Source organism: Pseudomonas libanensis (genome assembly GCF_001439685.1).
Taxonomy (GTDB): Bacteria; Pseudomonadota; Gammaproteobacteria; order Pseudomonadales; family Pseudomonadaceae; genus Aquipseudomonas; species Aquipseudomonas libanensis.
Genome location: NZ_JYLH01000030.1, coordinates 1 through 26,073 on the forward strand (window position 1 = coordinate 1; position 26,073 = coordinate 26,073).

Sequence of the window (26,073 nt, forward strand, 5' to 3'; positions counted from 1 at the left end):
GGAAAGAGCGCACCGATTAGCTCGGTAGCAGCAATTTCCTTCAGCATTGCACGGCCTAAAGCTGTGGAAGCTTTGCTGCCTATGAAAATGACTTCTGAATTGAATCCAATAAGACAGTTGCTCCCACATTTGTCTCGCGGCGCATCAGTTGGTTACCTGGTGGCTGTGAGGCCGTCACGGGAGCCAGCCCTTTTCAAACCGAGTTCACGTTGACCCAGCGTTCTTCGCGAGCCGCCACGCGAATCGCCGTCGCTAACCGCTCAACTTCCCACGCGGCCTCGAAGTCCGTTCCATCCGCACCCTGGCCAGCCAGGGCCATGATCAACTCCTGCACCTCCAGCGTCTTCAGCTCGTTGTAACCCAACTGGTGCCCCGCCGCCGGGCTGAATGCGGCATAGCCGGGCAGGGCGGGGCCTGCGAGTACGCGTTGAAAGCCATCCTGGCCGATGCGGTACAGGCGCAGTTCATTCAAGCGTTCCTGGTCGAACGCCAAGGTGCCCTTGGTACCGCTGATCTCAAAGCCCAGGTGATTCTTGTAACCGTGCTTGAGCCAACTGCTGCTTACCGTGCCGCGGGCACCGTTGGCAAAGCGCAGCAGGGCATGCACCTGGTCATCCACGGCAATCGGTTTCAAAGCGCTGCTGCCCTGGGTGACGGGCCGTTGAGCGTGGACGGTCTGGGTATCGGCACACACACTGACCACATCACCGACCAGATAGCGCGCCATCGACAGTAGATGACTGCCCAGGTCGGCCAGGGCACCACCGGCGTGCTCGACTTCACAACGCCACGACCAGGGGGAGCTCGGGTCGGCCATGAAGTCCTCGCTGAATTCACCCTGGAAGCTGATGATCTCGCCGAGGTCGCCCTTGGCAATCATCTGCTTTGCCAGCACGATCATCGGGTTGTGCTGGTAATTGTAGCCGACCCGTGTCACCACCCCGGCAGCACTGGCGGCGCGGCGCATGGCGTCGGCTTGCTCGAGGCTGACGGCCAGGGGTTTCTCGCAATATACCGCCTTGCCTGCCGCGATTGCGGCCATGGCCATGGGATAGTGCAGATGGTTGGGGGTGGTGATGGCGACGACGTCGACCTTGGGGTCGTCGATCAGTGCTTGCCAGTTGCCATGAGCCTGGTCAAAGCCCCAAGCCGTGGCACAGCGCTGGGCGCGCTCGGTGTCGGCATCGGCCAAGGCGGCCAGCTTGAGGTGCACCGGCAGTTCAAACACCGTCCGCGCGTTATTGAACGCCAGCGCGTGGGCGCGGCCCATGAAGCCTGTGCCGATCAAGCCGATTCCGAGTTCACGCATCGCCGTGGTCCTTTGGATTATTGTTTTCAGGAAGCCTATTAATGGAATAAATATTCGTTTAATTCAAGTGGTGGAATAAAAATTCATTACTCGTCAGCAAGTGGGCCACGCGCCTTGGGCTCATCATTTGTGCTGATAAAGCCATATTCACCCCTGGCCAAATGCCGCCAGTTAACAAAAGATAACGCAGCGCCGATTGTCAGACGATTCCAAAGCCCGATAGGATGGCCCCTGCTTACTCCAGGCGCTCTAGATTGCAGGTTTCACGGCCCTGGAAGATGAGACGACCTAACAATAATAAATGGGAGAAAGGTCTATGAGTGAGCCTGTCATGGGTTGGGTTGTTTGCCGCCCACGCGCCGCACGCAGGGTTGCGTTGCTGGCCACAGCGCTCTCGCTGCTTGCCGGTGCCGTGTTGTCGACGCCGGTACTGGCTGCCAGCGATTCCACCGCTGCCGCGGTGTTTGCGATTGAATCCCCCAAGGCTGCCAAAGGCCTGATGATCGATGTAGTCCACGCAGGCAAGCGCCTGGTGGCGGTCGGCGATCGCGGGCATATCCTCTATTCCGATGACCAGGGCAACACCTGGACCCAAGCCAAGGTACCTACCCGGCAACTGCTCACGGCGGTGTTTTTCGTCGATGACAAGCACGGTTGGGCCGTCGGCCATGATGCGCAAATCCTTGCCAGTGCCGATGGCGGTGCTACCTGGACCCAGCAATATCAAGACCTCAAGCGCGAAGCCCCGTTGCTCGATGTGTGGTTCAACGATGCCAACCATGGCCTGGCCGTGGGCGCCTATGGTGCGCTGATCGAAACCACCGACGGCGGGACGTCCTGGAACGACGTCAGTGACCGTCTCGATAACGAAGACCAGTTCCACCTCAACGCCATCGCCTCGGTCAAGGACGCCGGCCTGTTTATCGTCGGTGAGCAAGGCAGCATGTTCCGCTCCAGCGACGACGGCCAGACCTGGGAAAAACTCGAAGGCCCCTATGAAGGCTCGCTGTTTGGCGTGATCAGCACGGCGCAGCCACAGACCCTGCTGGCCTACGGTTTGCGCGGCAACCTGTATCGCTCCACCGATTTTGGCAGCACCTGGGATCAGGTCGAGCTCAATGCCACACGCGGTGCGTTGGAGTTCGGCTTGTCTGGGGCGACGTTGCTCGATGATGGCTCCATTGTCGTCGTCGGCAACGGCGGCAGCGTGGTGGTCAGTCATGACGACGGCCAGACGTTCAGCGTATTCAATCGCCCGGACCGGATTTCACTCTCGGCGGTCACGGCCGCAGGCAACGGCAACCTGATTCTGGTCGGGCAGGGCGGCGTTCGTGTCGCCACGCCCGCTGGCGCCGAACTCGTAAAACAATAATAAGGGCGGGGAACGCATGAGCAGTCATCACAACGATAAAGCGACCTTTCTTGAGCGCCTGATCTTCAACAATCGCCCGGCGGTGATCGTCATCTGCCTGCTGGTGAGCGTATTCCTGTTCTGGCAGGCGACCTTGATTCGCCCGTCCACCAGCTTTGAAAAGATGATCCCCCTCAAGCACCCTTTCATCGAAAAGATGATGGAGCACCGCAACGACCTGGCCAACCTGGGCAATACCGTGCGTATCTCGGTGGAGGCCAAGGACGGCGACATCTTCACGAAGGAGTACATGGAGACCCTGCGGCAGATCAACGACGAGGTGTTCTACATCTCCGGCGTCGATCGCTCGGGCCTCAAATCATTGTGGAGCCCCAGCGTACGCTGGACCGAAGTGACCGAAGAAGGCTTTGCCGGTGGCGAAGTCATCCCGCAGAGCTACAACGGCTCGCCGCAAAGCCTCGACCAGCTGCGTAACAACGTGCTCAAGTCCGGCCAGGTCGGGCGTCTGGTGGCCAACGACTTCAAGTCGAGTATCGTTGATATCCCGCTGCTGGAGTCCTACCCCGACCCGCAGGACCAGGGCAAGTTGCTGGCCTTGGACTACCAGAAGTTTTCCCATGAGCTTGAGGACAAGATCCGCAACAAGTTCGAGGCGCAAAACCCTAATGTGAAAATCCACATCGTCGGTTTCGCCAAGAAAGTCGGCGACCTGATCGATGGCTTGATCATGGTGGTGCTGTTCTTTGGCATCGCCTTCATGATCACCTTGGTGCTGCTCTACTGGTTCACTTGGTGCATCCGCAGCACCATCGCCGTGTTGATCACCACCCTGGTGGCGGTGGTCTGGCAGTTGGGCTTGATGCACGCGGTCGGCTTCGGGTTGGACCCTTACTCAATGCTGGTGCCGTTCCTGATCTTCGCCATCGGTATTTCCCACGGCGTGCAGAAGATCAACGGCATCGCCCTGCAATCCAGTGACGCCGATAACGCCCTGACCGCCGCACGGCGTACCTTCCGCCAGTTGTTCCTGCCGGGGATGATCGCGATCCTCGCTGATGCGGTCGGCTTTATCACGCTGCTGATCATCGATATCGGCGTGATCCGCGAGCTGGCCATCGGTGCTTCCATCGGTGTGGCAGTGATCGTGTTTACCAACCTGATCCTGCTGCCGGTGGCGATCTCCTACGTGGGTATCAGTAAACGCGCGATTGAGCGCAGCAAAAAGGATGCACATCGCGAACACCGTTTCTGGCGCCTGCTGTCCAAATTCGCCAGTCCGAAGGTCGCGCCGGTTTCGATTTTCCTGGCGCTGATCGCCTTTGGCGGCGGTCTCTGGTACAGCCAGAACCTGAAGATCGGCGACCTTGACCAAGGTGCTCCGGAACTGCGCCCGGACTCGCGCTACAACAAAGATAACAATTTCATCATCAGCAATTACTCCACCAGTTCCGACGTGCTGGTGGTGATGGTCAAGACCCGTGCCGAAGGCTGCTCGCGCTACGAAGCCATGGCGCCCATCGACCAGTTGATGTGGAAGATGCAGAACACCGAGGGCGTACAGTCGGCGATCTCGTTGGTGACCGTGTCCAAGCAGATGATCAAGGGCATGAACGAAGGCAACCTGAAATGGGAAACCCTGTCGCGTAACCCGGACGTGCTCAATAATTCCATCGCCCGCGCCGATGGCCTGTACAACAACAATTGCTCCCTGGCGCCGGTGCTGGTGTTCCTCAACGATCACAAGGCCGAAACCCTCGACCGCGCCGTGCATGCGGTGCAGGACTTCGCCAAGGACAACAACAAGGACGGCCTGGAGTTTATTCTCGCCGCCGGCAATGCCGGGATCGAAGCGGCCACCAATGAGGTGATCAAGGAGTCGGAGCTGATCATCCTGATCCTGGTGTACCTGTGCGTAGCGACCATGTGCATGATCACCTTCCGCTCCTGGGCGGCGACCCTGTGCATCGTGCTGCCGCTGGTATTGACCTCGGTACTGGGCAACGCACTGATGGCGTTCATGGGGATCGGCGTCAAGGTTGCGACCTTGCCGGTAGTGGCCCTGGGCGTGGGGATTGGCGTGGACTACGGCATCTACATCTACAGCCGCCTGGAAAGTTTCCTGCGTGCCGGCTTGCCGCTGCAAGAGGCGTACTACCAGACGTTGAAATCCACCGGCAAGGCCGTGCTGTTCACCGGCTTGTGCCTGGCCATCGGCGTGTGCACCTGGATCTTCTCGGCCATCAAGTTCCAGGCCGACATGGGCCTGATGTTGACGTTCATGTTGCTGTGGAACATGTTTGGCGCACTGTGGCTGCTGCCGGCCCTGGCGCGGTTCCTGATCAAGCCGGAGAAGCTGGCGGGGCAGAAGGGCAATTCGTTGTTTGCCCACTGAGCCAACGAAAAAAGCCGCACGGAGTGCGGCTTTTTACTGCGCTTAAGGCTTAGGTTCACAATGTCAGGAACAACTTCTCATCCAGAGGCGCTGTGATCCTGGCTCTGATTATCTTCTCCACGGTGCCGTTTTTTCCTGCCTCGCGAATCAAATCTTTCTGAGTTTTGAGCCGCTGGGATGCGATTTTCAGATGCGCGGCTGTGTAATCGGCGTGTGGCCAGTTTGCCTTTGGGTAGTGAAAGTGGGCGTACCATATCGGTTTTTCCTGGCCTTTTTGGCGAACGGAGTATTCGGTGAAGAAATCACCACTCTCTGTAGGCGTGTCCCGCTTCACCAAATTGATATCGACAAAACCATTGCGCCACAAGAAGTCTACATTTTCCGCAGTCGGCGGCTGAACCAGATAGCCGTCCGCCGCATGTTGGCGGGCTTTGTGCAACAACTCTTCAGCGGTGGCTCGCCATCGTGCAACCAATTCGGCCGTTTCAGGCTTGGCGTGATGGCTGGCTTCGGCCTGCTCGGCCATTACTTTGAGTTGGTTGGCCGGTGCCTGCAGCATGTCATACCAATCCTTGGGGGAGAGGTTGTCGCGTCGCAGCGGATCGGCAAGCTTGGTCTTCTGGAAGCGAATTGAACGCTCGATATTGACTGTGCCATCTATCAGCGCTTGTACCTCTCTCTTGTAGTTCGCCAAGGACTTCGTGGGGGAAGACTCTTGGGTCGTTTGTACGGGCTCAGCAGGGATGATTCTTACCCATCCACGACCATCCACATTCGAGTGGTCGCTGTAGCTCGCCACGGGTTGGCCGCTTTGTGGATCGAGCACATCGACAATATCAAAAGTCTGACCGGGTTCCGGGGCGCGTAGGGTGCCGAGCAAGGTCTCCTTGTGTTCGGTCTTGAACACGCGTTGATTACGCGGTCTGGTCTGTTGGTCGCTGCGTGCGGGCGCTGCTGGAATAAGAAACTGCTCTTCTTCGACGACCTGGACCAACTCGGCTTCTGCTTCGGCGATGAGCTCATTGAGCACCTCGGTGAAATGTTGGTGGTATTGCGCCCGAAAGAGCTCCGGATACTCCTCCTGCATAAGGACGCTATCGCTTAATACCTGTTTGTATTTAGTGATTATGGTAGTCAGTGTGGCATTGCGCTCGCTCAAGGTGTAGCCGGTGTATTGGCGCAGATCATTGAAAGCGGCTATTTCGCTTTTCAGGGATTCCGTCAGGTAGCGTTTCATTTGCAGGCGATTGGTTGCCTCTGCGCTGCGAGCTGGCCATGTTGTGGTCATTAGCTTGAGGAACGACATCCTGTTCAGTTTTGCTGTCAGTACTCTGGCGGCGGGAGGGGCGGTGTAGCGCTCTTTGATGTACTCCTCAGCTTTTTTATTACCAAAGGGGGAGTCTTTCTTCCACTGATCAAATGCATCACTGACCGCCTGCCTCGACGCCAATAGATGTTCAGTAGCGTGATAGGCCACTTCGGACACTTCCATTGACTCATCGTAAGCGATCCTGGAGCCGTTATTGGACTGACGCATCAACGCCTCCAGCGAGTCGCCGTCCACTCCAGTGTGGCGGGCGTCGTTGAACAGAGCCGTGTAAACATTATCTATTTCAATCAGGGCGTGCAGGATGCCTTCGTATATGGCAGAGCGGTCCTGTTTGAATTGGGACGAGTCGTCGATCCCGCCGATTTTTTTGGGTGCAATAATTTCAATGGTTTTTTCGCTGGCCGCCTTGAGGGCTTGTGTCAGCGGCTTGAGCGCCTGGAGTTGCTGGTCCAGGTTACTCTTGAGCGCCTCGGTGACCTGGCGCTGTTCCAGATAGGGCGCAAGAAATCGCTGTGCCGCATCCTCACTTCTGGATAGGTTGCGAAGCGTCTTGAGCTTTTTTCGAGCGGTCTCGTATTCGGAGAGGCTGGTTTTGATCTTATCGAGTTTGGTTGCATGGGATTCTGCCAATTTGCTCGCTTCCCGGAAGCTGCGCTTGTAGGTCGTTTTTACTTGTTTCTGCGCTTGCAGGTCTGCTGTGACCCGCTCCTGCGGGTTCTTGTTTTTCAGCATTCCGCCCTTGAGCTTGGGGGCGACGTCAAAATACCAACGACCCTGGGTATCGCGTTGTATTGGCGGCGCCGTACGTACCTTGTTCTGTTCATCAATAACGAAAGGGCCGTCCAGGTCGATAGCTACGCGATACCAGTGATTGTCGATACTGGCGTACAACTTGTCGTTCACTCGGTACAGACCTTTCTTGATACCTTCGGCGATGGGCGACCCAGGGGCGGTCGGTGCCGTTACTTTGAACGAGTCGATGTACGCAAGCAGGCTTGGCGTCAAGCCACGGGGGCTGGATAATCGGATATCGATGGCCGTACCGTCGCCGCCAAAATTGCCAAAGGTGGGAGGCGTTGGGTCCTGATGGATCACAGCCTGGCGTGTTATTGGCTGATTGCTGTCGCGAGGGCGCGGGCCGAGGCTGTCGGAATGGGCGTCCTGCTTGAAGTGTTCAAAGGACTGCGCTGGCTTGCCAGGCTCGCCGGTCGGAGCATGGGTCAGCGTCATGCCCAAATTGATCAGCAGGTCGATCACCGCCGAAGTCGGGTCCGGGTCGTTTGGTGTGGCGAGCCGCTTGATGTCTTCTTCGCTGTTGGCCAATTGCAATAACCAACCTGCCATCGCCCCGGGCCCACGCAATACCGGCAGCAACGTGTTGAACAACAGCCAGCCGAGCTCCTTGTGCGAGGCCCAGCGGCTTTCAGCGTCGGAGGAAGATTGGCCTTCTGCCAGGGTGATCAGGCTGTTCGCGTTGGAGTGGAACCAATGCTTCATCAAATCGCCGTTGAGCAGGTCCTGGCGTAGCGCGGTGGCGCCCGCATAACCGTCGACCGCAAGGGTCGTGGGCTTGGGCGTGGTGGGCGGGTCGAACTCATTGAATACGGAGTAGCGTGAAATATTCGGCGTGCGAAAACCTCCATTGCCATAGACCGCTCGGGCCCGGTCATCCTTCAACCAGGCCAGAACGCTTTCTTGCAACGGACCAGGCTGGCGGATGGCCTCCAGCAGTGCCTCGCGGCTGGCAAACTCGAGCAAGGCAGGCTTCATCTGCGCACGATAGAGCAGATGCGGGCCGCTGGTGGCGTTCAGCGGCTCGATCAAAAACATATTGTCGACCTGGTCCGGTGTGGCCCCCTGCTTGCGTACAAATGCCAGGGGGCGCACGGTGATCTCTTGTCCGTCTACCTGTTTGCTGCCCGTGCCAGGCTGGATGATCGCCTCAATAAAACGATAACCTTGGGTGCTGATGCCGGCCTCGCCCTTGAGTTTGAGTTCCAGCGCCTGCATGGCGAGCTGGATCGGCACCTGTTCGACAAAGCGCGCAGCCCGATCCCGAGATGGCTCGGTGTCGCTGAGAAGTTCGCGCTTCAACAGTTGTGGGTAGTGCTGACCGATATCAACGCGGTTGATCAGGTCCTTGAGCATTTGCGGCATTTGCGGGTCGCTGACCGGTTGACCTCGCAGATGAACCTCCATCTGCCCTTTGGGCAAGCCTGCGAGGTTTTCCAGGGCCATGTCGACCAGGCTCATCTTCACCCGTTCGATGTAGCCGCTGCCCAGGTTACCTACGGCAACCTTGAACACCACTTCCACATCCTTGGCCGTGTAACCCTTACCGGACAATTGCTCGTCCAGCTGTTGCTCGGTATAGGCGCGGATATCGGGGATACCGTCGAGGAACGTACGGCCGTTGTTGCGTTTGACGCTACTGGCCAGTGCCAGTGAGTGATGCCGATAGGCGTCGCGTTCCGCTTCGTTGGCGTTTTTGAGCCAGGCTGGCAAATTATCAAGCAGCCGCCCAACCTCCGCAGCATTCGCAGCATAGGCGCCGGTAAACCAGGGGCTCGGGTCGCTTGCCTGGGAAAATGCCTGTTCCAGCTGATCAAGCGTACCCGACGTCGGAAGATCAATGGACGCCACGTTTTCCACCATGGCATTGAGGATGAGTGCGGCTTGTGTATCAAAAATGTTCGCGTCGGGCTCCTGGCGCTTCCAGTCAAGGCTGTCGAAGACAAATGCTTTCTCCAGGTTTCGCCCCCAGGCTTGGCCGAATGCCTGTAATGAGTCGTACGGTGTCACGACCCCAGCAGGGGTTGTATGCAGCACCTGCGTACGACCGGCGACCTCTCGTGTGATTAACAGGTCAGGGCTGAACTGAGCGTATTGAGTGGCGCCGTGGCTTACGGTGGTATCGAGGATAAACACCTTGGCCGCAGCGTTGCCATGTGCAGCTTGGCGCTGCGCACTATCCGGGTAGGTTGCGACCTGATCGAGGGTTTGGCGTTGCAATTCAGTGAGCCCTGGCTGTTTCAACGCAGCGGTTCTGAGGGTGGCCCTGAGTGTGTCACTGAGCCATAGCCAACGGCTTGTCTCAGCGCCGAGGGTGTTTTGGGCGGAATAGGCGTTGCCGGTGAAATGGCGAACCAGCGCTTGTTCGAACCCGCTCTTGAGCGTGGTTCGCAGGCTGCGGATGATCAGTTCAATGGCCTGCATATCGATGCCCGGCACCAGCGCTCCCGCCAAGGGACCCGGCTTGAGCGTATGGCCCGTGGCTTGATCAATCAGCGTGCAAGCCAGTGAGTGTCTATCGGTAAAGTCCAGCTCGCCGTCGCGGATCAGGTGTTCCAGGGCCAGGTCCAGCAAAGGGGTCAAGCAATATTGAGGGGGATTGTTGGAAATGGGTTCGGCCAGCGCTGTGTATTCAGGGTCAAACGCCAAGGTGGGGTACAGGTTTTTGATGGCGTCGCTGAGTAAGTTCGACACCACTGAGCGAAGCGTGGGCCGGCCAGCGAATTGGTGCGCGACCGTGTTGGCGGTGGCGTCGGTAGCGGGCTGCAGAGTTGAAATCGTAGCGCCAGGCGACGGGTTCAGTGGCACAAAGGTCAAGCCGGATCTGAGCGATGACGACCCCGTCGATACATCGTAATGAACGGTGGTATCGCGCCGGCGTCTGCGCAGTGATGGGTCGCGGCCTGTTTGGGGTGAAGCGTCGGAGTGGCTGCCAAGGGTTGTTTCGGACACTTCATCCGGCTTGCGGGTAACGGGCGCAAGCGGTAAAGGGCTCAAGGTGTGGTCAAAAAGGCGGTTAGGGTAATTTCCATGGATCATCATATAGCTTCCTTGTCGTTGAGATCGTGCTCGGCGTAGCGATTTAACCCTGGGCGCATTGAGCGAACAGGTGAGCGGAAACTACCGACCAGCGCTTAACCATGAAATGGACAGTGGATAATCAACTGTTTCCGAAAGTGATGTATCGCCGGCAAATGCCGATGCGGCGCGGGCTCAAGCGGGGTGCGGTAATTATCGCAGCATGTAAATGACCCGAAGGGTTGAAAGCAGGGGTTTAGGTTGATGCAACAATTTGACCTATCATGAGGTCTTTCCTCTGAACGACTGATGTTATGACCGCCGAAACTGCGACCCTCACGACCGTCCTTGACACCTGCGACATGCTTGAAATCGATGGCCTGCACGCCTTTGACTTCACGCTTGACGCCGAAAAGCTGCTGATCACCGCCATGGACGGCCGTGCTGAAAAACGCTGGGCATTCAACCTGGCCCAGGTCCAGGCGGCCAGGTTTGACGACACTCTGAAAAGCTGGACCCTGACCGGTGATTCGGGCGAGCACCGCCTGATCTGCATGAGCGCCTTCACCGGCAACAACAACGATGAGGATCAAGGCGATGTTGATGCGTAAATTCTGGCCCCTGTTGATGGCGGGCAGCGTCGGTGCCATGTCGGTGCAGGCTGCACCGGCTGACACCTATGAACTGCTGGTGGGCAGCTACACCGCCGGTACCAGCGAAGGGATCTACCGGCTGCAGTTTGACAGCCGCACCGGCCAGTTCAGCGGCCAGCCCGTACTGGCTGCCAAGACGGCCAACCCCTCGTGGTTGACGGTTTCCCAGGACCAGAAGTACCTGTTTGTGGTCAACGAGAACGGCCCGGGCCAGAAAGACCCGGTCGGCCGTGTCAGCAGCTACCGCATCGACCCAAAGAACTATCAGCTCACCCTGATCAATCAGGTACAGAGCCTGGGCAATGAGCCGACCCATTCCAGCGTCGCCGCCGATGGCCGCCACCTGTTCGTCGCCAATTATTCGGTGCTGGAAGACCCGGGCGGCAGCCTGGCGATCCTGCCGGTAGACGGCGAGGGCAAGCTGTCGGCACCGGTGCAGTTGAGCGGGCACCCGGCCAGCCGGGTGAACCCTGAGCGCCAGGCCTCCAATCATGTGCATTCGGTGGTGTCGTCGCCGGATGGCAAGTATGTATTCGTGCAAGATTTGGGGGCGGACAAGGTGTTTGTCTATCAATACGACCCCAAGGCCAATCACGAACTGCCGCTGACCCCCGCGAACCCGCCTTCGGTGCAGTTGCCGCCGGGCAGTGGCCCGCGCCACCTGCTGTTCAGCGCTGACGGCAAGCACGCCTGGTTGACTACCGAGATGAGCGCCCAGGTCGCCGTGTTCGACTACAACGACGGTAAGCTCACGCAAACCCAGTTGCTGGACTATGCCGCCGGCCAACCGGTATCCGACAAGGCCGGTGCCGCGTTGCATGCTTCAAGCGATGGCAAGTTCCTCTATGTAAGCAACCGTGGCACGGCCAATCAGTTGCTGGTGTTCAGCATCGATCCGGCCACCGCGCACCTCAAGGAAGTTCAGCGCCGCTCCGTCGAAGGTGATCACCCGCGCGAGTTCAGCCTCGACCCCAGCGGCAAGTTCCTGCTCACCGCTAACCAGAAAAGCAATGAAATCGTGGTGATGGAACGCGACCCCAAGACCGGCCTGCTGGGTAAAACCGTGCAGAAGTTGCCGATCGATGCGCCCAGCGACATCAAGTTTCTGGTGCGTCAATAAGCCACAGGCCCCGCACTGCGGGGCCTGAGCCTTTGTATTAATTGCATTGATAGCAGCTACTGTTTCAAAGCATTTCTAAGGTCCAACCCTCGGGCGTAAGTTGGGTTCCAAGGCCTCCATCGGCCACTCAACCAAACGAACCCAAGGGTTACCGCCATGAACTTGAATCTCTTCTCCATCATCGCTGCTTCCGCTGTTTCCGCCACCGTGGCATTGCCAGCCGCTGCCAGCGTGGAAGTCACCGGCAAAAAATCCAGCGTTACCGCCTACACCCAGAAATACCTGCAACAGAGCGCCAACTTCTATGCCGCGCTGGATCACAAGACCCAGGCTTAATGAATGGGAGGGGGCAAGCCCCCTCCCACAGTTTGATTGTGCTGGTTTAAGATTTTGCCATTACTGCAATAAATAGCGGTGACTCAACAAACCGTTGCAACCAAGCCTGCAACCGCCGATAGGGCGTAGCCGCAAACCACTCTCGATCCACATGAGCAAACTGCCGTACAAATGGCGCCAGCGCCACATCCGCCAGACTCATGTGCTCGGCGAGCAAGTACTCCCGGTTCGTCAGCAAATCCTCCAGTTTGTGCAAGAACAGCCCACCCTCTGCGCGATAATGTTCCATCGGCTGCTCCGGGTAGCGCTCGGCATACTTGTATCGATTCAAGTGATGTTTGAACGCCTGATCATTCTCGGTTATCAGCGCCAATACCGCAGGGTTGCCCTCAAGCAGCCAATCATCAGGATCGTGCTGTGCCAGGGCCCATTGCATGATGTCCAGGCTTTCTTCGAGCACTCGACCCTCCACGCTCAACACCGGCACCGTACCCTTGGGCGACAGCGCCAGCATCTCGGCCGGCTTGGCTTTCAGGCTGACTTCGACAATGCGCACCGCCACGCCTGAATAACGCAACGCCAGGCGTGCCCGCATCGCATAGGGGCAACGCCGGAACGAATACAGCAGCGCCTCGCTCACTTGACCTCCAAAGTACTCAAGCCATTACCCTGGCGCTTGACCTGGATCTGCACCGGGATGCGTTCGTGCATTTCCTGTACGTGGGAGATCACCGCAACCTTGCGACCCTGGGCCTGCAAGCCGTCCAGGGCGTCCATGGCCAATTGCAGCGACTCGGGGTCAAGGCTGCCGAAACCTTCGTCGATAAACAGCGATTCGATCTTCAAGGTACTCGACGCCATGGACGCCAGGCCCAGAGCCAGCGCCAACGACACCAGGAAGGTTTCGCCACCCGACAGCGAGTGCACCGAGCGCAGTTCGTCGCCCATCTCCGTATCCATCACCAGCAGCCCGAGCATGCTGCCGCCACGTTTAAGCCGGTAGCGGCGCACCAGTTGGCGCAGTTGCACGTTGGCGTGGTGCACCAGCAAATCGAGGTTATAGGCCTGGGCGATCTTGCGGAAGGTGTCGCCGGTGGCCGAGCCGATCAGCGCATTCAGGCGCGCCCAGCGTTGCCACTCTTCGTAAGCCTTGGTGATCTGTTCGGTGAGGGCCTGGTTGGCGTCCTGGCGACGCTGGTCTTCAGATTGACGTGCGCGCAGTTCCGCGCAGTGTTTCTCTCCGTCGGCCAGTTGCAGATTCAGCGTCGCAAGGCTGTTGTCCAATTGCTCGGCGTCCAGATTGCCGTTGTGCAACGCCTGGTGTTCGGCCAGGCGTTGTTCACGCTCTTGCAGCAGTACCTTGGCCTGCTCGACGGCTTTTTCGCTGCCGTGCAGTTGCTCGCGCAGTTGCGCGAGCTGGGCTTCATCGAAGGCGAGCAAGCGTGTCAGGCCGTCGTCATCCAGTTCAGGGTGCAGGGCGCGCCACTCGGTGACGCGCGTGGCCAGGTTGTGTTGCTCAGCTTGCAGTGCTTGCTGGCGTTCCTGCAGGGCCTTGAGGTCCGCTGCCACCTGCACCAGGGCCGTGTGCATGGCGTGCAGTTGCTGGTTGGCATCATGCTCGGCCTGGCGGGACTGCTCGATGCTCTGTTCCAGCTGTTGTTGCCAGTGTTCGGCGCTGGGGCGGTCACCCAACAAGGCGCTGAGTTTTTCCTGGATCACCTGTTGCTGCGCCGCCAACTCGTTGACCTGCAAATTCAGGGCGTCGAGTTGCTGCTGACGGTGTTGCTGGTGGGTCTGTTGTTTCTCGATGGCTTGTTGGCGCTCTTGCTGCTCGGCCAGTTCATCACGCTGATGGCTCAACTGTTCCAGGCGCTGGCTGACCTGTTGGTCGAGGCGCATGAAGGTCGTCGCGGGGTCGCTGCGCAAGCCTTCCAGGGTGTCGGCGGGCAACAGGCCGGCGAAGGCGTTGAGTTCTGCGTCGAGGCGTTCGCGGTCGTTGGCCAGTTCACGCTGCTGGTCCAGCAGCAATTGCCGGGCTTGCTGGCTGGCGTCCTGGGCCGCTTGCAGTTGTTGCTGCAAGCGCCCGGCATTTTGTTGCAGGTTGAGCAGGGCGCTTTGGCGCTGTTCGTCCTGGCTGATGCTTTGGGTCAGCTGTGCCAATTGTTGGGCCAGCCAGGTGCTGCGCTGGGCGACGTCCTGATTGAACAGCGAAGCGGACAGCGAATGGGCTTGCAGACTTAGTGCCAGGCCCTGTTGCTGTGTAGCCAGCTGCTCCTGTTGGCGCAGGAATTCCTTTTGTTCGGCGATCAGGCCGCCGACCTCACCGCGCAACTCCGTGAGTTTTTCCTTGAGGCTGTCGACGGCTTTCTGTGCCGTGGCTTCTTCGTTTTCATCATGGCGACCGAGGCTTTGCAACAGGGCTTCGGGCTGGTGAAACGGATGCTCGTGGCTGCCGCATACCGGGCAGGGTTGGTCATCCTGCAACTGCCCGCGTAGTTCCTCGACGCTGGCACTGCGGGCCAGGCGTTGGCGCTCCAACAGTTGCTTGGTCACCGACAAGGCTTGCTCGGCAACACTGAGTTCGGCCTTGGTTTGCAGGCCAGCCTGGTTCAGCTGCTCACGTCGTTGCGCAGCGTCGGTGAGTTTCTGCGTCAGCGTGGCAGCCTGTTGATCCAGCTGTTGCTGGCTGTCCCACAAGCGTGCCAGGTCTTCGAAGGCGCGCTGTTGCTTGCGATTGTCCTGCAGCAGGCTGGCCAGCAACTGGATCTGTTCGGCCACCGCCTGGGGTTCGGCACCGGCTTCCTGGTAGAGCAGGTTCAGAGCTTCACGCTGTTGGGTGAACTGTGCGTCGGCCGTGTTGGCACGCTGTTCGAGCTGCGGCAGTTCGGTCTGGCCTTTGTTGAGGCGATTGCCGACCAACACCAGCTGTTGCAGGCGGTCGCGGTAGGCGTTCCAGGCCTCACTCAAGGGGGCGAGAGCGGCGCTGTGCTCAAGCTCGGCGGTCAGGCGTTGCAGGCGCTCGGCGACTTGGGCCTGCTTTTCTTGCAAACCCTCGAGCTGGGCCTGGCCTTCGACGCAGGCGCTTGCGTGCTGCTGTTTTTCCTCGGCGCGCTTGGCCAGTTCCCGGGTCAGGTGGGCGAGGGTGTTTTGTTCTTCCACGGCCTGGCGCAGCAAGGGTGCGGCGTCGGCCTGGTTTTTCAGGGCTTGGGCCAATGCCGCGTGGGCGGCCAGTTGCTGCTGTTGCGCCTGTTCCTGACGGCTATGCAGGGCGACTTGCTGATCGAGGTGCTGCTGAATCTGCGTGGCGAGCGGCGTCAGCAAGGTGGCGAGTTCTGCCTGGCGCAAGAAGTGATGGCGTTGCGGCGCCAGCTGGTCGAGGCGACTCAGGTCCTGGCGCTGCGGGCCTTGGCTGTCCCAGTGTTGCTGGGCTTGTTGCAACTGTTCGACGGCGCTGAGCTGGCGCTCCTGCCATTCACGCAGCTCCTTGAGCCAGGTGTGCTGCAACTCCAGTTGCTTGAGCTGGGCCTGCCGGGTCTTGAGCAGTTGCTGGGCTTCGTTCAGTTGTTGATCCAGCTCGGCGCGGGCTTCGGCGGCCAGGGGCACTACGCCGGTGGCCTGGTCCTGCAGCTGTTTGTGGGCGTCCTTGGCGTCCTTGGCCTTGTCGAAGGCACGGCGGCCAAGCTGGGTGTACAGCGCGGTGTCGGTGAGCTTTTCCAGCAGTTCGCTGCGCTCATTGTCATTGGCCTTGAGAAAAGCGCTGAACTCGCTTTGCGCCAGCAATACCGCACGGGTGAACTGCTCGAAGTTCAGGCCCAAGGCCAGTTCCAGCTGGGTCTTGTATTCGGTTTTCTGGCTGGCCAGCAGTTGCTCGCTGTCCAGGTCGATCAGGCTTTGCCGGCTGTTCTGCAACTTGCCGCTGGCCTTGTCGCGGGCGCGGTTGGCTTCCCAGCGCGCGCGATAGCGACGGCCGCTGACGCCGACGAAATCCACCTCGGTGTAGCCACCACCGGTACCGCGGCGAATCAGGGTGCGCGGGTCACCGATGGAGATGTCAGTGTCGGCATCCGGCATCTTCGCCTGGCCGGTATCGCCCAGGCGCGGCACCGCGCCAAACAGTGCCAGGCACAACGCATCGAGCAGAGTACTTTTACCGGCACCGGTCGGCCCGGTGATCGCGAACAGGCCCGCACTGGCCAGGGGCTCGGCGGTAAAGTCGATCTCGAACGGGCCGGCCAGGGAGGCGAGGTTTTTCAGGCGGATGGCAAGGATCTTCATGGCTGTTCACCCGCTTGTTGTACTTCCTGGAGCAGCACGGCGAAGTCTTTCAAGGTCTGTTCATCCACTTCACTGCCATAGCTGTCCTGCCAGGCGCGGCTGAACAGTTCCTGGGGCGTGAGCTGGTCGAGTTCGATCAAGCGCTCGTCGTCGGTTTCAGTGTTGCCGCGCTGGCCGGCGTATTCGGCGGCGATGCGCACCAGGCGCACGGCCTTGCCTTGCAGGGCGGTTTCGATCTGCTGACGCAGGTCGGGTTGCGGCTCGTCGAGGCGCACGCGCACTTCCAGCCAGGGGTGGCGCTGGGTTTCGGCCAGCAGGTCGATGTCCGGCAACTCGGCCAGTTGCTTAAGGATCTCGGCCAGGGGCGCGGCTTCCAGGCGTTGCAGGTTGACGGAGCGCGGAATCAGTAACGGTTCGACGCTGACCAGCCGTTCGCCCTGGAACATCACGTCGAGTACCTGATGCTTGTAGCTGATCTCGGAAAACGACAGTGGAATCGGCGAGCCGCTGTAGCGAATGCGCTCTTCGCCATTGACCTTTTGCGGCTTGTGTAAATGGCCGAGAGCCACATACGCCACGCTTCGGTCGAACAGTGTGGCGGGCAGTGCCTCGGCATTGCCGATGATCAGGCTGCGTTCGGAGTCTTCGGATACCGACCCACCGGCCATGTGCGCATGGCTGATGGCTATCAACGCTTGGCCTTTGTTGCGCTTGGCATTGGCGGCCGCGATCAGCCATTCATGCACTTGGCCGATGCCGCGCAGGTAATCATCGCCCAGCTGTGCACCGGTGACTTCCGCCGGGCGCAGGAAGGGCAGCGCCAGGCACCAGGCGGCGATCTTGCCTTTGGCATCCGGCAAGGGGATCAGCAGGCGTTCGGCATCCAACTGGCCGTCGTCCAGCCACAATACCCGGCCCAGGGCGTGGGTGCGCAGGCGGCGCATCAGCGGCGCGGGCAATTCGATACGCGAACCGGAGTCATGGTTACCGGCGATCATCACAATGGTCAGTTTCGGGTTTTGTTCGTGGGCGCTGATGATGAAGTCATACAGGCGCTCCTGGGCCTTGAGCGGCGGGTTGACCGTGTCGAAGATATCGCCGGCGATCAACAGCACATCCGGGCGCTGGGCGTTGAGTTGGCCCAGCAGCCACTCAAGGAAACAGGCATGTTCGAAGTCGCGTTCCTGGCCGTGGAGGTTTTGGCCCAGGTGCCAGTCGGAGGTGTGGAACAGACGCAAGGCGAACTCCGTGGAGAAGATGAAAAGGAGGGGAGTTTACCTGTAAAAGTGCGCGTGGACTCATGGCCGACGCGATCAACGGTGGGCGGGCCAGCCCTGATGGCTTTTTGTAGGAGCGAGCAAGCTCGCTCCTTCAGGGGTTACGGGGTGTTAGTGGGGTTGGGTTGCAGGCAATCCAGTGCGCGGTCGGCGAGGGTGCGGGCCATGTCGATCAGGTGAGCGGTGGAGCAAGCCATATCATGCTGGGCGCCTTTGAGGCCTTCGGCGGTTTCGGTGGCCGTGGTGGCAGCGCAGCGCAGTAGCGAGGAGATGCTGGCGATGGCATCTTCGAAGCTCAGGTCTTCGTGGGCGACAAAAACGGCATAGGGTGGATCGGGGACGATTTTGCTCATGGATACAGCTCCTACTCAGTTGGGGCGCCATCCCGTGCCGTTTCCACACGGCAGATTAGGTGGCAGCCATACGCGGGGTGGAAACCGGGGAGTAGGACCCAGTCAGACCGAAGTCTGCCCGCGCACAGCCGCCATTGAGCGTTTGCATACGATCATGACACCTACTCATTCCCGGGTTTCCACACCCGATCGCTGATATGCAGCGACGAAGCGAAGGCTAGCCAGTGAGTTGAGCAGGCGCAAGGCCAAAGGATTGTCTAGGAAACGTCCTGCAAATTAAAGGGATATGGATTGCTGGCCTTTAACAATGCATGTCCAGCAGGCGACGCAGGGCAAATGTGGGAGAGGGCTTGCCCTCGATGGCGGTGGGTCAGTCACTGATACGCTGGCTGACCCACCGTCATCGGGGGCCCCCTCCCACAGTTGATTTGGGAAGTGTCAGGGACCTTGGGTTATTTCGGATACAACGGCGGCAAACTGGTGGTGTCGGTCGCCGGGTCTTGCTCGCGTTCAGCCACAGGGATGGCCTTGATCGCCCGCCACAGGTCATCACCCAGCCAGTACTGACCGCTTTCGCTGTACAGCGCGCCGTTCAACCCGTCCAAGGCATCTGACAGCGGCACAAACCGTGCGGCCATGTCGGCCAGGGTTTCGGGTTGTTGCCTTGCCCAGGCGTCGAGGGCCTGGCGGGTAGCATGAGGGTCGTTGGCCTGGGTGGCGCGCTTGAGGTCGTCGAGCAGGGTGCGTGGGCTGGGGCCGGTTTGCGCGGCGCGTTGTACCGCCGGTTGCCGGCGTGCGCGCCACCACAGGCCAAAGCCCAGCAGGGTGGTGCAGGCCAGGAGCAGCGTGCTCAGTTGCCACTGCCACAGGCGCTCATCGTCGGGGGCGGTGATGATGGTCGGTGTGGCAGGTGTATCCACCACCAGGCTTGGGTTAACCGCCACTTGCACGGTGCGCGCCGGCAGGCTGGTGCGCTCCAGGTGGTCTTCGTGGGTGTTCCACCACACCACTTCAACCGACGGCAGTTCCAGGGCGCCGGCGCGGGTTGGGACCAGGGCTTCGCGGTCTTCACGGCTGCCGGTCAGGCCGCGGTCGCTGGTCTGGTTACCGAGTACCGGTTGATCGGGATAGCGGCGCAGGCCATTGACTTCAGTGCTGGGCAGCGCCGGCAACTGCGCGCTGGACAGGCCTTCGGCCTCGACGGTGAGGCTGCGCGTCAGTGAATCGCCGACTTGTACATGGTCCGGCGTGGGGTTCCAGCCTTCGCTCAGGGTCAGATTGCGTGCCGGTAGCCATGGCGCGTCGGCCGGGTAGAGGTCCGGCTTGGGCTTGATCGTCAAGGGCAGGGCCGCGGAGCTGACGTGAATCATCTTGCCCGGCTTGGTGCCCTGCAGCGTGTTTTCCTGGGCCGGGCGCGACTCCACCAGCGTGGCGCTGAAGGTCTGCGCCGGGATCATCAGGGTGCCGCTGTGTTGCGGGTAGAGGGCGTAGCGGGTCTCGATCACGCCATGGCGGATGCTGTTGATGACCTTTTCATAGGTGCGCGACTCGCCCAGTTGCTCGACGCGGGCATCGGGAATCTGCAACGGCGTCAGGCTGCTGTCGTCATACAGCGATACCGAGTGGTATACGCGCACGGTCAATAGCGCCTGGGCCTGGACGTACACGCTGGTTTGGTCGAGATTGGCTTCGATAAACACCGGGGCCAGTTCGGCGCTGGTGTTCTGGCTGGCGGTTTCCACCACTTGCAGGGTGATCGGCTGGGTCTTGAGTGCGCCGACTTGCAGCGGCGGAATGATCACCGTGCCGTTTTCTTTGGGCAGCAGGGTGATGATCCAGCGGGTGGTGGCGTGGTTATCGCCGCCCAGGGTGGTGAGTTGGTTGATCTGGCGGGTGCCGCTGACTTCGAACTGCGCATCCAGGGGCGACAGGTCCGGCTTGCCGAACTGGGTCACGTCGCTGGATTCCACCGTCAGCTCCACCGTTTCCCCGGAGTTGAGGCGGCTGCGGTCAACGCTGGCGACCAGGTTAGCCGCCTGGGCGTGGCCTGCCGACATCGCAAGCAGAAGCAGGAGGGTGGTGCGGCGGCTCATCGAGTCGTGTCCTGATGTTGTTGCTGTTCGTACCAGAATTTGCGCCGCAGCAGCTCGCCGGGGTTGTCCGGAATCTCTTGCAGCCATTGCTCCAGGGCCTGGCGGCGCTCGCCTTCAAGGCGGGTATCGGTTGGGCGCAGGGGCGGCGTGGTGGTGCGCTCGTCGCCCAGTTCGCTGCCCGGCACTTCATTACCGCCTGGCTGTGGCGTGGCGCCGGCCTGGGTCTCACCAGTGCCGGCTTCGCCCTGGCCTTGGGAGGACTGTTCGCCGCCCTGGGCCGTTTGCCCGCTGGCGCCCGGTTGCGCAGTTTGGCCGGGTTGGGCGGTTTCGTCATCTGCGTTTTTTGTTGGTTGGTCCGGTTCGGGCTGCGCTTGCGCCTGCATCAGCGTTTCAACCAGGGCTTTGTTTTTCAGCGCCGGTTGCAGGTCGGGCTGGGCTTCCAGGGCCTGTTCATAAGCGTCAATGGCGGCTTCCAGTTCACCGGCCTTGGCCAGGGCATTGCCACGATTGTAGTGGGAATAGGCGTCGCTGCCCTGGGCAAAACGTTTAATGGCCTCGGCGTAGTTGCCCGCTTCGTACAGCGCCACGCCTTGCCATTGCGGGTCCTGGAAGCGTTCGGCGGCTTCGGCCGGGCGCTTGTGCTTGAGCAGGTACTGGCCTTGCTGGTCGGGGCGCAGCCACAGGTCTTGCAGTTCAAAGGCATAGCTGGGCTGCGGCGCGCCCAACAGCAGCAACGGCAAGCAGAACAGCCAGCCGCGCCGGCCGGCGCAGGCAGCCAGCAGCAGCAGCGGCAGGAGCAGCCAGTAACCCTGGTCGGCCCAGGTATCCAGGAGCAGTAACTGGCCGTCGTTGCGCAGGGCTTGTGCGTTGTCGAGCAGGCCGAGCTGGCGCAGGTCCTTGTCATCCAGGCGCGCCGCACGGTAGCGGCCACCCATTTCACTGGCGAAGGCCTTGAGGGTCGGGCTGTCGAGGCGCGGCACCAGGATCGCGCCCTGGTCGTCCTTGAGGAACTCGCCGCTTTCCTGGGTCACTGGCGTGCCTTCGCGGCTGCCGATGCCGAGGATCGACAAGGGCGGTGCCTGGGCACTTTGCAGTTGCAGGCGGATGCCTTGGCGTTCCTGTTTCGACAGCGAGGAACCGACCAGCAGCAGGCGCCCCTGGCCCAGGCCGCCTTGCTTGAGCAGGCCCATGGCCTTTTCAACCGCCAGGTCGGCACGGTGGCCGGGCTCGGGCATGATCGAGGGGCGCAGGGCTTCGAGCAGGTTGCGGCTGGTGGCCAGGTCATCCGAGAGCGGCACCAGGGTGTGGGCGCTGCCGGCATATACGACGATCGCGGTTTGCGCATCGCTGCGCGCTTGCAACAAGTCATACAGCTTGCGCCGCGCCTGCTCCAGGCGGTTGGGCGGGCTGTCGGTGGCGAGCATTTCCGGGGTCAGCTCCAGCAGTACCACCAACGGGTCGGAGGGTTTCTGGCTGGACTGTTCCACCCGTTGCCAACTGGGGCCAAGCAGCGCCAGTACGGCCAACAGCCAGGCAATGCCGAGCACCACCCAGGGCGATTTGCTCTCGCGACCGTTGCCACCACTGAGCAATACGGCATGGAAGGCCGGCGGCAGGATCATCTGCCAGCGCCCGGCGCGTTTTTGCCGGTGCCACAACTGCCACAGTAACCAGCCAAGCAGCGGCAACAGCAACAGCCACCACGGGCGCAACCAATGCGGCCACAGGGCGATCATCGGCGCCTCCGCAAACGCAGGCGCTGCAGGCGCTGGCGCCATTCAGGATGTTGTTGCAGAAAAATCCCCTTGCTCGACAGCTTGTTGAACCAGCGTTGTAAAGCGTTGTTCGGCCAACGCTCCTGGATCACCAGCAACAGGCTCAAGATCAGCGCCAGGGCCAACGGGGCGCTGTACAACGCGTGGGCCGGGCGCGCTTGTGTCGGTTGTTGTTCGACGGGCTCCAGGGTGTCGAGCGTCTCCTTGATCTGCTGCAGCTCCTCGCCGTCATGGGCGCGGAAATATTGACCGCCAGTGGCTTCGGCCAAGGCTTTGAGCGCCGGCTCGTCGAGGTCCAGACTCGGGTTCACGCCGAGGATGCCCAATGAACCGGTTTGCTCGGGGTCGGCACCGATGCCGATCGGGTAGATTTTTACCCCTTCTTCGGCCGCCAGGCGCGCCGCCGTCAACGGGTCGATCTGCCCGGCGTTATTGGCGCCATCAGTGATCAGGATCAGCACACGACTTTGCGCCGGACGCTGGCGCAGACGCTTGAGGGCCAGGCCGATGGCATCGCCGATGGCGGTGTTCTTGCCGGCAATGCCGATGCGCGCTTCGTCCAGCCAGGTGCGCACCGTGCGTCGGTCGAAGGTCAGCGGTGCCTGCAGATAGGCTTGGCTGCCGAAGAGGATCAGGCCCACGCGGTCACCTTCACGCTCTTGCAGAAAGTCCCCGAGCAGGTGCTTGACCAGGGACAAGCGACTCACGTCTTCGCCCTGCCAACGCATGTCGGGGAAGTCCATCGAGCCGGACACGTCGACCGCCACCAGCAGATCCCGGCCACTGGCGGCAATCGGCAAGGGTTCGCCAAGCCATTGCGGGCGGGCGGCGGCGGTCAGCAGCAGCAGCCACAGCACCACGAAGGGGGCTTGCTGGCGCCAGCCGGGCAGGTTGGCGCGGGCGCGACGGCGGGCCAGGCCTTCGAGGTCGCTGAGGTAACTGACTTTCAACGCCGGCTCGCCGCTGTCGGCCACCGGCAGCACCAGGCGCATCAACCAGGGCAAAGGCAACAGGGCGAAGATCCACGGCCAGGCGAACTCAAACATGTTTGCGAATCCAGGTGTCGACGGCCTGGGTCAGGCCGGCGATGGCTTTGTCATCGAGTTTGCATTCGGGTTTGTAGGCGCCTTCCACCAGCACCATCCAGCGCGTCAGGCCGGCCGCAGGGCAGCGGTTATCCAGGAAGGCCAGCCATTTGCGCCCGTTGAGGGTGTGGCTCTGGCTGTAAGGGTAGTCGTTGCGACACAGGCGCTTGAGCAGGCCGTTGAGTTGCTGCAGCCAAGCGCCGGCGGGGGCGCCGTCGTAAGGCTTGGGCATCAGCGCCAGCTCAGCCAGGGCGGCGATGCGCAACGGGTCCAGCGGTTGTTCGGCGCGGGCCACGGGGCGGCGGGTCGGCAGCAAGTGACGCAACGACCACAGGCCCCAACCGAGCAGTGGGATCACCAGCAGCAACAGCCACCAGCCCGGCGCAGGTGGCCAGAAACCAATGGCTGGCGGGGCAATCAGCGGTTGCAATTGGTCCAGGCTGTTCATTATTTTTTAACCGGGCGTTGCGGGTTGAGGTATTCGCGCAGTTGCTCGACCATTTCACTCTGGGTGCTCAAGGGCATCAGCAGCACGCGCAATTTCTGCGCGAGCCGCTCCCAGCGGGCGATACGGGCCTCGGCCTGGGCCTTGTAGGCCTGGCGCAAGTCGATGTTCAGCGTGTCCAGCTCCAATTGCGCGCCACGTTCGGCAAAACGCAGCAGCCCTGCTGCGGGCAGGGCGTGGTCCAGTGGGTCGGAGATCGGCAGCAACAGCAGGTCGCAATGGCGCGACAGCAGGCTCAGCTGCTGCTCGGCGCCTTCGGTCAGTGCGCGTTCATCGCAGATCACAATCCCCAGGCTGCCCGGGCGCAGCACCTCGCGGCCACGGCGCAGGGCCATGCCCAGGGCGTCGGCCTCCGGGCGGCTTTCGGTGTTCAGGCTCTGGTTGACCCGCACCAGGCGGTTGAGCAACTGCAGCAGGCTTTGCTTGCTGCGCCGGGGCTTGATCTCGTAGTGCTCGCTGTCACCGAATACCAGGCCGCCGACCCGGTCGTTATGCCCCAGCGCCGCCCAGCCGATCAGGCTGGCGGCCTGGGCGGCGAGCACCGACTTGAACATCTGCCCCGAGCCGAAAAACAGCCGGCAGCTCTGCTCGACCATGATGAAGATCGGCCGTTCGCGTTCTTCGTGGAACAACTTGGTGTGCGGCTCCTGGGTGCGCGCCGTGACGCGCCAGTCGATGGTGCGTACGTCGTCGCCGGCCTGGTACACACGCACCTGGTCGAAGTCGACACCGCGCCCGCGCAGCTTGGAATGATGCAGGCCGATCAATGGGCTGCGCTGGCCCGGCGTGGAAAACAACTGCACTTCACGCACGTGGTGGCGCATCTCAATCAGTTCACTGAGGGTTACGCGGATACCATCGCCTGCGTTCATCGACTTCAAGCGACGGCAACAACGTCAAGAATGCGTTGCACTACGCGGTCCTGGTCAACCCCGGCGGCTTCGGCCTCGAACGACAGGATGATGCGGTGGCGCAGGACGTCGAACAACACCGCCTGGATATCTTCCGGGCTCACGAAGTCACGACCGGCCAGCCAGGCATGGGCGCGGGCGCAACGGTCCAGGGCGATGGAGCCACGGGGGCTGGCGCCATAGGCAATCCACTCGGCCATTTCCGCGTCGAACTTGGCCGGGGTGCGCGTGGCCATCACCAGTTGCACCAGGTATTCCTCCACCGCATCGGCCATGTACAGGCCGAGGATTTCCTTGCGCGCGGCGAAGATCGCCTGCTGGCTGACACGGCGCTCGGGCTTGGTTTCGCCATTGAGTGCTTCGCCGCGGGCCTGTTGCAAGATGCGCCGTTCGACGGCGGCGTCCGGGAAGCCGATCTTGACGTGCATCAGGAAACGGTCGAGCTGGGCTTCGGGCAACGGGTAGGTGCCTTCCTGCTCGATGGGGTTCTGGGTGGCCATCACCAGAAACAATGGCGACAGCTCATAGGTGCTGCGGCCCACGCTGACCTGGCGTTCGGCCATGGCTTCGAGCAACGCCGACTGGACTTTGGCCGGCGCCCGGTTGATTTCGTCGGCCAATACCAGATTGTGGAAGATCGGCCCCTGCTGGAACACGAAGCTGCCGGTCTCTGGACGATAGATCTCAGTGCCGGTGATGTCGGCCGGCAACAGGTCGGGGGTGAACTGGATACGATGGAACTGCGCTTCGATGCCTTCGGCCAACTCCTTGATCGCCTTGGTCTTGGCCAGCCCGGGTGCGCCTTCGACCAGCATGTGGCCGTCGGCGAGCAGGGCGATCAGCAGGCGATCGATGAGTTTTTCCTGGCCGAGAATCTGCGTAGAAAGAAAGGTTCGCAGCGCGAGCAGCGCTTCACGATGTTCCATCGATGACGGTTCCTGGAAAGATGAGCCTGAGGGTCGAGCGCGAGCGCCAGGCTTGGGAGGCATTACTTTAATGCATCGAAGGGGGTGGCGACTAACGACGTCACGGGTATTTTCAGAAAAACTTGTAGGGTTTTTGTGTGGGAACACGGCCAATGTGGGAAGGGCTTGCCCCCGATGGCCATAGGTATCTACACAACTCTGTAGCGCTCAACGGTAACCACGATGCGAAGCGAGCCGCTCTTGATCTTGATCTCAGGCGCCCCGTTAAACCACGCTGGCCGGAATTCGACAGGGATTTGGGGGGTAAACCGGCAGGGATGCCGGTTTAGCCGCCCCGCGCCATGGATGGCGCGGGGCGGCGGCCCCCCAAATCACTGGCGGATTACGGGCACACCGAGCCTAGGCGAGGTGCCGAGTGGTGGGGCCCCCGGTGTCAGGATAGTTGTCGCCTCTCCTGGTTTACCCCCAAAAGCATACCGAGGGCGGAAAGAGACAGCTTGTGAAGTACTATTCACCCGAACGTAAAGCCGCATTGCTCAAGATGCTGCTTC

General features: G+C 60.9%; 17 protein-coding genes. 5 read left to right on the top strand and 12 right to left on the bottom strand.

Features of this window, described 5'->3' with window-relative positions; translation table 11 throughout:
* Positions 1 to 193: 193 nt before the first annotated feature.
* Positions 194 to 1,309 carry a Gfo/Idh/MocA family protein gene (locus TU73_RS27525; RefSeq protein ID WP_057014801.1) on the bottom strand — a complete coding sequence of 372 codons (1,116 nt, stop codon included), beginning with the start codon at positions 1,307 to 1,309 and terminating at the stop codon, positions 194 to 196.
* Positions 1,310 to 1,640: 331 nt separating this feature from the next.
* Here TU73_RS27525 and TU73_RS27530 point away from each other — a divergent pair, with 331 nt between their 5' ends.
* Positions 1,641 to 2,681, top strand: coding sequence for a WD40/YVTN/BNR-like repeat-containing protein (locus TU73_RS27530; protein ID WP_057014802.1), 1,041 nt, complete (start codon positions 1,641 to 1,643; stop codon positions 2,679 to 2,681).
* A 16-nt stretch (positions 2,682 to 2,697) separates the two neighbouring features.
* Positions 2,698 to 5,073, top strand: coding sequence for an efflux RND transporter permease subunit (locus tag TU73_RS27535; RefSeq protein WP_057014803.1), 2,376 nt, complete (start codon positions 2,698 to 2,700; stop codon positions 5,071 to 5,073).
* Between the two features lie 55 nt (positions 5,074 to 5,128).
* On the opposite strand, the gene TU73_RS27540 is transcribed toward TU73_RS27535, so the two are convergent.
* The gene (locus TU73_RS27540) at positions 5,129 to 10,237 is read right to left on the bottom strand and encodes a dermonecrotic toxin domain-containing protein (protein ID WP_231984787.1); all 5,109 of its coding nucleotides are present in this window, start codon (positions 10,235 to 10,237) and stop codon (positions 5,129 to 5,131) included.
* 290 nt (positions 10,238 to 10,527) lie between these two features.
* Here TU73_RS27540 and TU73_RS27545 point away from each other — a divergent pair, with 290 nt between their 5' ends.
* The 3 genes from TU73_RS27545 (at position 10,528) to TU73_RS27555 (ending at position 12,322) form a co-directional block, all read left to right on the top strand.
* Entirely contained in the window at positions 10,528 to 10,824 is a 297-nt protein-coding gene (locus tag TU73_RS27545; protein WP_057014804.1) for a DUF5629 family protein, read from the top strand.
* Complete coding sequence (locus tag TU73_RS27550; protein WP_057014805.1) at positions 10,811 to 11,986, top strand: lactonase family protein; 1,176 nt, start codon at positions 10,811 to 10,813, stop codon at positions 11,984 to 11,986. The genes TU73_RS27545 and TU73_RS27550 overlap by 14 nt, the downstream gene beginning before the upstream one ends.
* A gap of 156 nt (positions 11,987 to 12,142) precedes the next feature.
* A complete protein-coding gene (locus TU73_RS27555; RefSeq protein WP_043050891.1) occupies positions 12,143 to 12,322 on the top strand; it encodes a hypothetical protein in 180 nt (59 codons plus the stop codon).
* Between the two features lie 46 nt (positions 12,323 to 12,368).
* Here the strand turns inward: TU73_RS27555 and TU73_RS27560 are convergent, their stop codons facing one another.
* The 10 genes from TU73_RS27560 to TU73_RS27605 form a co-directional block, all read right to left on the bottom strand.
* A complete protein-coding gene (locus TU73_RS27560; protein ID WP_057014806.1) occupies positions 12,369 to 12,962 on the bottom strand; it encodes a glutathione S-transferase in 594 nt (197 codons plus the stop codon).
* Positions 12,959 to 16,597, bottom strand: a complete 3,639-nt coding sequence (locus TU73_RS27565) for an AAA family ATPase (RefSeq protein WP_057014807.1) — start codon at positions 16,595 to 16,597, stop codon at positions 12,959 to 12,961. The genes TU73_RS27560 and TU73_RS27565 overlap by 4 nt, the downstream gene beginning before the upstream one ends.
* On the bottom strand, positions 16,594 to 17,835 hold the full coding sequence (locus TU73_RS27570; RefSeq protein ID WP_057014808.1) for an exonuclease SbcCD subunit D C-terminal domain-containing protein: 1,242 nt from the start codon (positions 17,833 to 17,835) through the stop codon (positions 16,594 to 16,596). The genes TU73_RS27565 and TU73_RS27570 overlap by 4 nt, the downstream gene beginning before the upstream one ends.
* Positions 17,836 to 17,975: 140 nt before the next feature.
* Positions 17,976 to 18,227 (bottom strand): DUF6124 family protein, encoded by a 252-nt coding sequence (locus TU73_RS27575; protein WP_057014809.1) that lies wholly within the window; start codon positions 18,225 to 18,227, stop codon positions 17,976 to 17,978.
* A 452-nt stretch (positions 18,228 to 18,679) separates the two neighbouring features.
* The gene (locus tag TU73_RS27580; protein ID WP_057014810.1) at positions 18,680 to 20,320 is read right to left on the bottom strand and encodes a BatD family protein; all 1,641 of its coding nucleotides are present in this window, start codon (positions 20,318 to 20,320) and stop codon (positions 18,680 to 18,682) included.
* Positions 20,317 to 22,056 carry a tetratricopeptide repeat protein gene (locus TU73_RS27585; protein ID WP_057014811.1) on the bottom strand — a complete coding sequence of 580 codons (1,740 nt, stop codon included), beginning with the start codon at positions 22,054 to 22,056 and terminating at the stop codon, positions 20,317 to 20,319. Before TU73_RS27585 ends, TU73_RS27580 begins: the two co-directional genes overlap by 4 nt.
* Entirely contained in the window at positions 22,053 to 23,141 is a 1,089-nt protein-coding gene (locus tag TU73_RS27590) for a vWA domain-containing protein (RefSeq protein ID WP_057014812.1), read from the bottom strand. The genes TU73_RS27585 and TU73_RS27590 overlap by 4 nt, the downstream gene beginning before the upstream one ends.
* A complete protein-coding gene (locus TU73_RS27595; protein ID WP_057014813.1) occupies positions 23,134 to 23,628 on the bottom strand; it encodes a DUF4381 domain-containing protein in 495 nt (164 codons plus the stop codon). The genes TU73_RS27590 and TU73_RS27595 overlap by 8 nt, the downstream gene beginning before the upstream one ends.
* Positions 23,628 to 24,557 (bottom strand): DUF58 domain-containing protein, encoded by a 930-nt coding sequence (locus TU73_RS27600; protein WP_057014814.1) that lies wholly within the window; start codon positions 24,555 to 24,557, stop codon positions 23,628 to 23,630. Before TU73_RS27600 ends, TU73_RS27595 begins: the two co-directional genes overlap by 1 nt.
* Before the next feature lie 5 nt (positions 24,558 to 24,562).
* Positions 24,563 to 25,522 carry an AAA family ATPase gene (locus TU73_RS27605; RefSeq protein WP_046068397.1) on the bottom strand — a complete coding sequence of 320 codons (960 nt, stop codon included), beginning with the start codon at positions 25,520 to 25,522 and terminating at the stop codon, positions 24,563 to 24,565.
* Positions 25,523 to 26,073: the final 551 nt, after the last annotated feature.

Coding starts and splice junctions, on each gene's coding strand:
- TU73_RS27555 (WP_043050891.1), top strand. CDS start 12,143: ATGAACTTGAATCTCTTCTCCATCATCGCTGCTTCCGCTGTTTCCGCC.
- TU73_RS27590 (WP_057014812.1), bottom strand. CDS start 23,141: ATGTTTGAGTTCGCCTGGCCGTGGATCTTCGCCCTGTTGCCTTTGCCC.
- TU73_RS27550 (WP_057014805.1), top strand. CDS start 10,811: ATGTTGATGCGTAAATTCTGGCCCCTGTTGATGGCGGGCAGCGTCGGT.
- TU73_RS27535 (WP_057014803.1), top strand. CDS start 2,698: ATGAGCAGTCATCACAACGATAAAGCGACCTTTCTTGAGCGCCTGATC.
- TU73_RS27600 (WP_057014814.1), bottom strand. CDS start 24,557: ATGAACGCAGGCGATGGTATCCGCGTAACCCTCAGTGAACTGATTGAG.
- TU73_RS27565 (WP_057014807.1), bottom strand. CDS start 16,597: ATGAAGATCCTTGCCATCCGCCTGAAAAACCTCGCCTCCCTGGCCGGC.
- TU73_RS27530 (WP_057014802.1), top strand. CDS start 1,641: ATGGGTTGGGTTGTTTGCCGCCCACGCGCCGCACGCAGGGTTGCGTTG.
- TU73_RS27605 (WP_046068397.1), bottom strand. CDS start 25,522: ATGGAACATCGTGAAGCGCTGCTCGCGCTGCGAACCTTTCTTTCTACG.
- TU73_RS27545 (WP_057014804.1), top strand. CDS start 10,528: ATGACCGCCGAAACTGCGACCCTCACGACCGTCCTTGACACCTGCGAC.
- TU73_RS27580 (WP_057014810.1), bottom strand. CDS start 20,320: ATGAGCCGCCGCACCACCCTCCTGCTTCTGCTTGCGATGTCGGCAGGC.
- TU73_RS27585 (WP_057014811.1), bottom strand. CDS start 22,056: ATGATCGCCCTGTGGCCGCATTGGTTGCGCCCGTGGTGGCTGTTGCTG.
- TU73_RS27575 (WP_057014809.1), bottom strand. CDS start 18,227: ATGAGCAAAATCGTCCCCGATCCACCCTATGCCGTTTTTGTCGCCCAC.
- TU73_RS27595 (WP_057014813.1), bottom strand. CDS start 23,628: ATGAACAGCCTGGACCAATTGCAACCGCTGATTGCCCCGCCAGCCATT.
- TU73_RS27540 (WP_231984787.1), bottom strand. CDS start 10,237: ATGATGATCCATGGAAATTACCCTAACCGCCTTTTTGACCACACCTTG.
- TU73_RS27525 (WP_057014801.1), bottom strand. CDS start 1,309: ATGCGTGAACTCGGAATCGGCTTGATCGGCACAGGCTTCATGGGCCGC.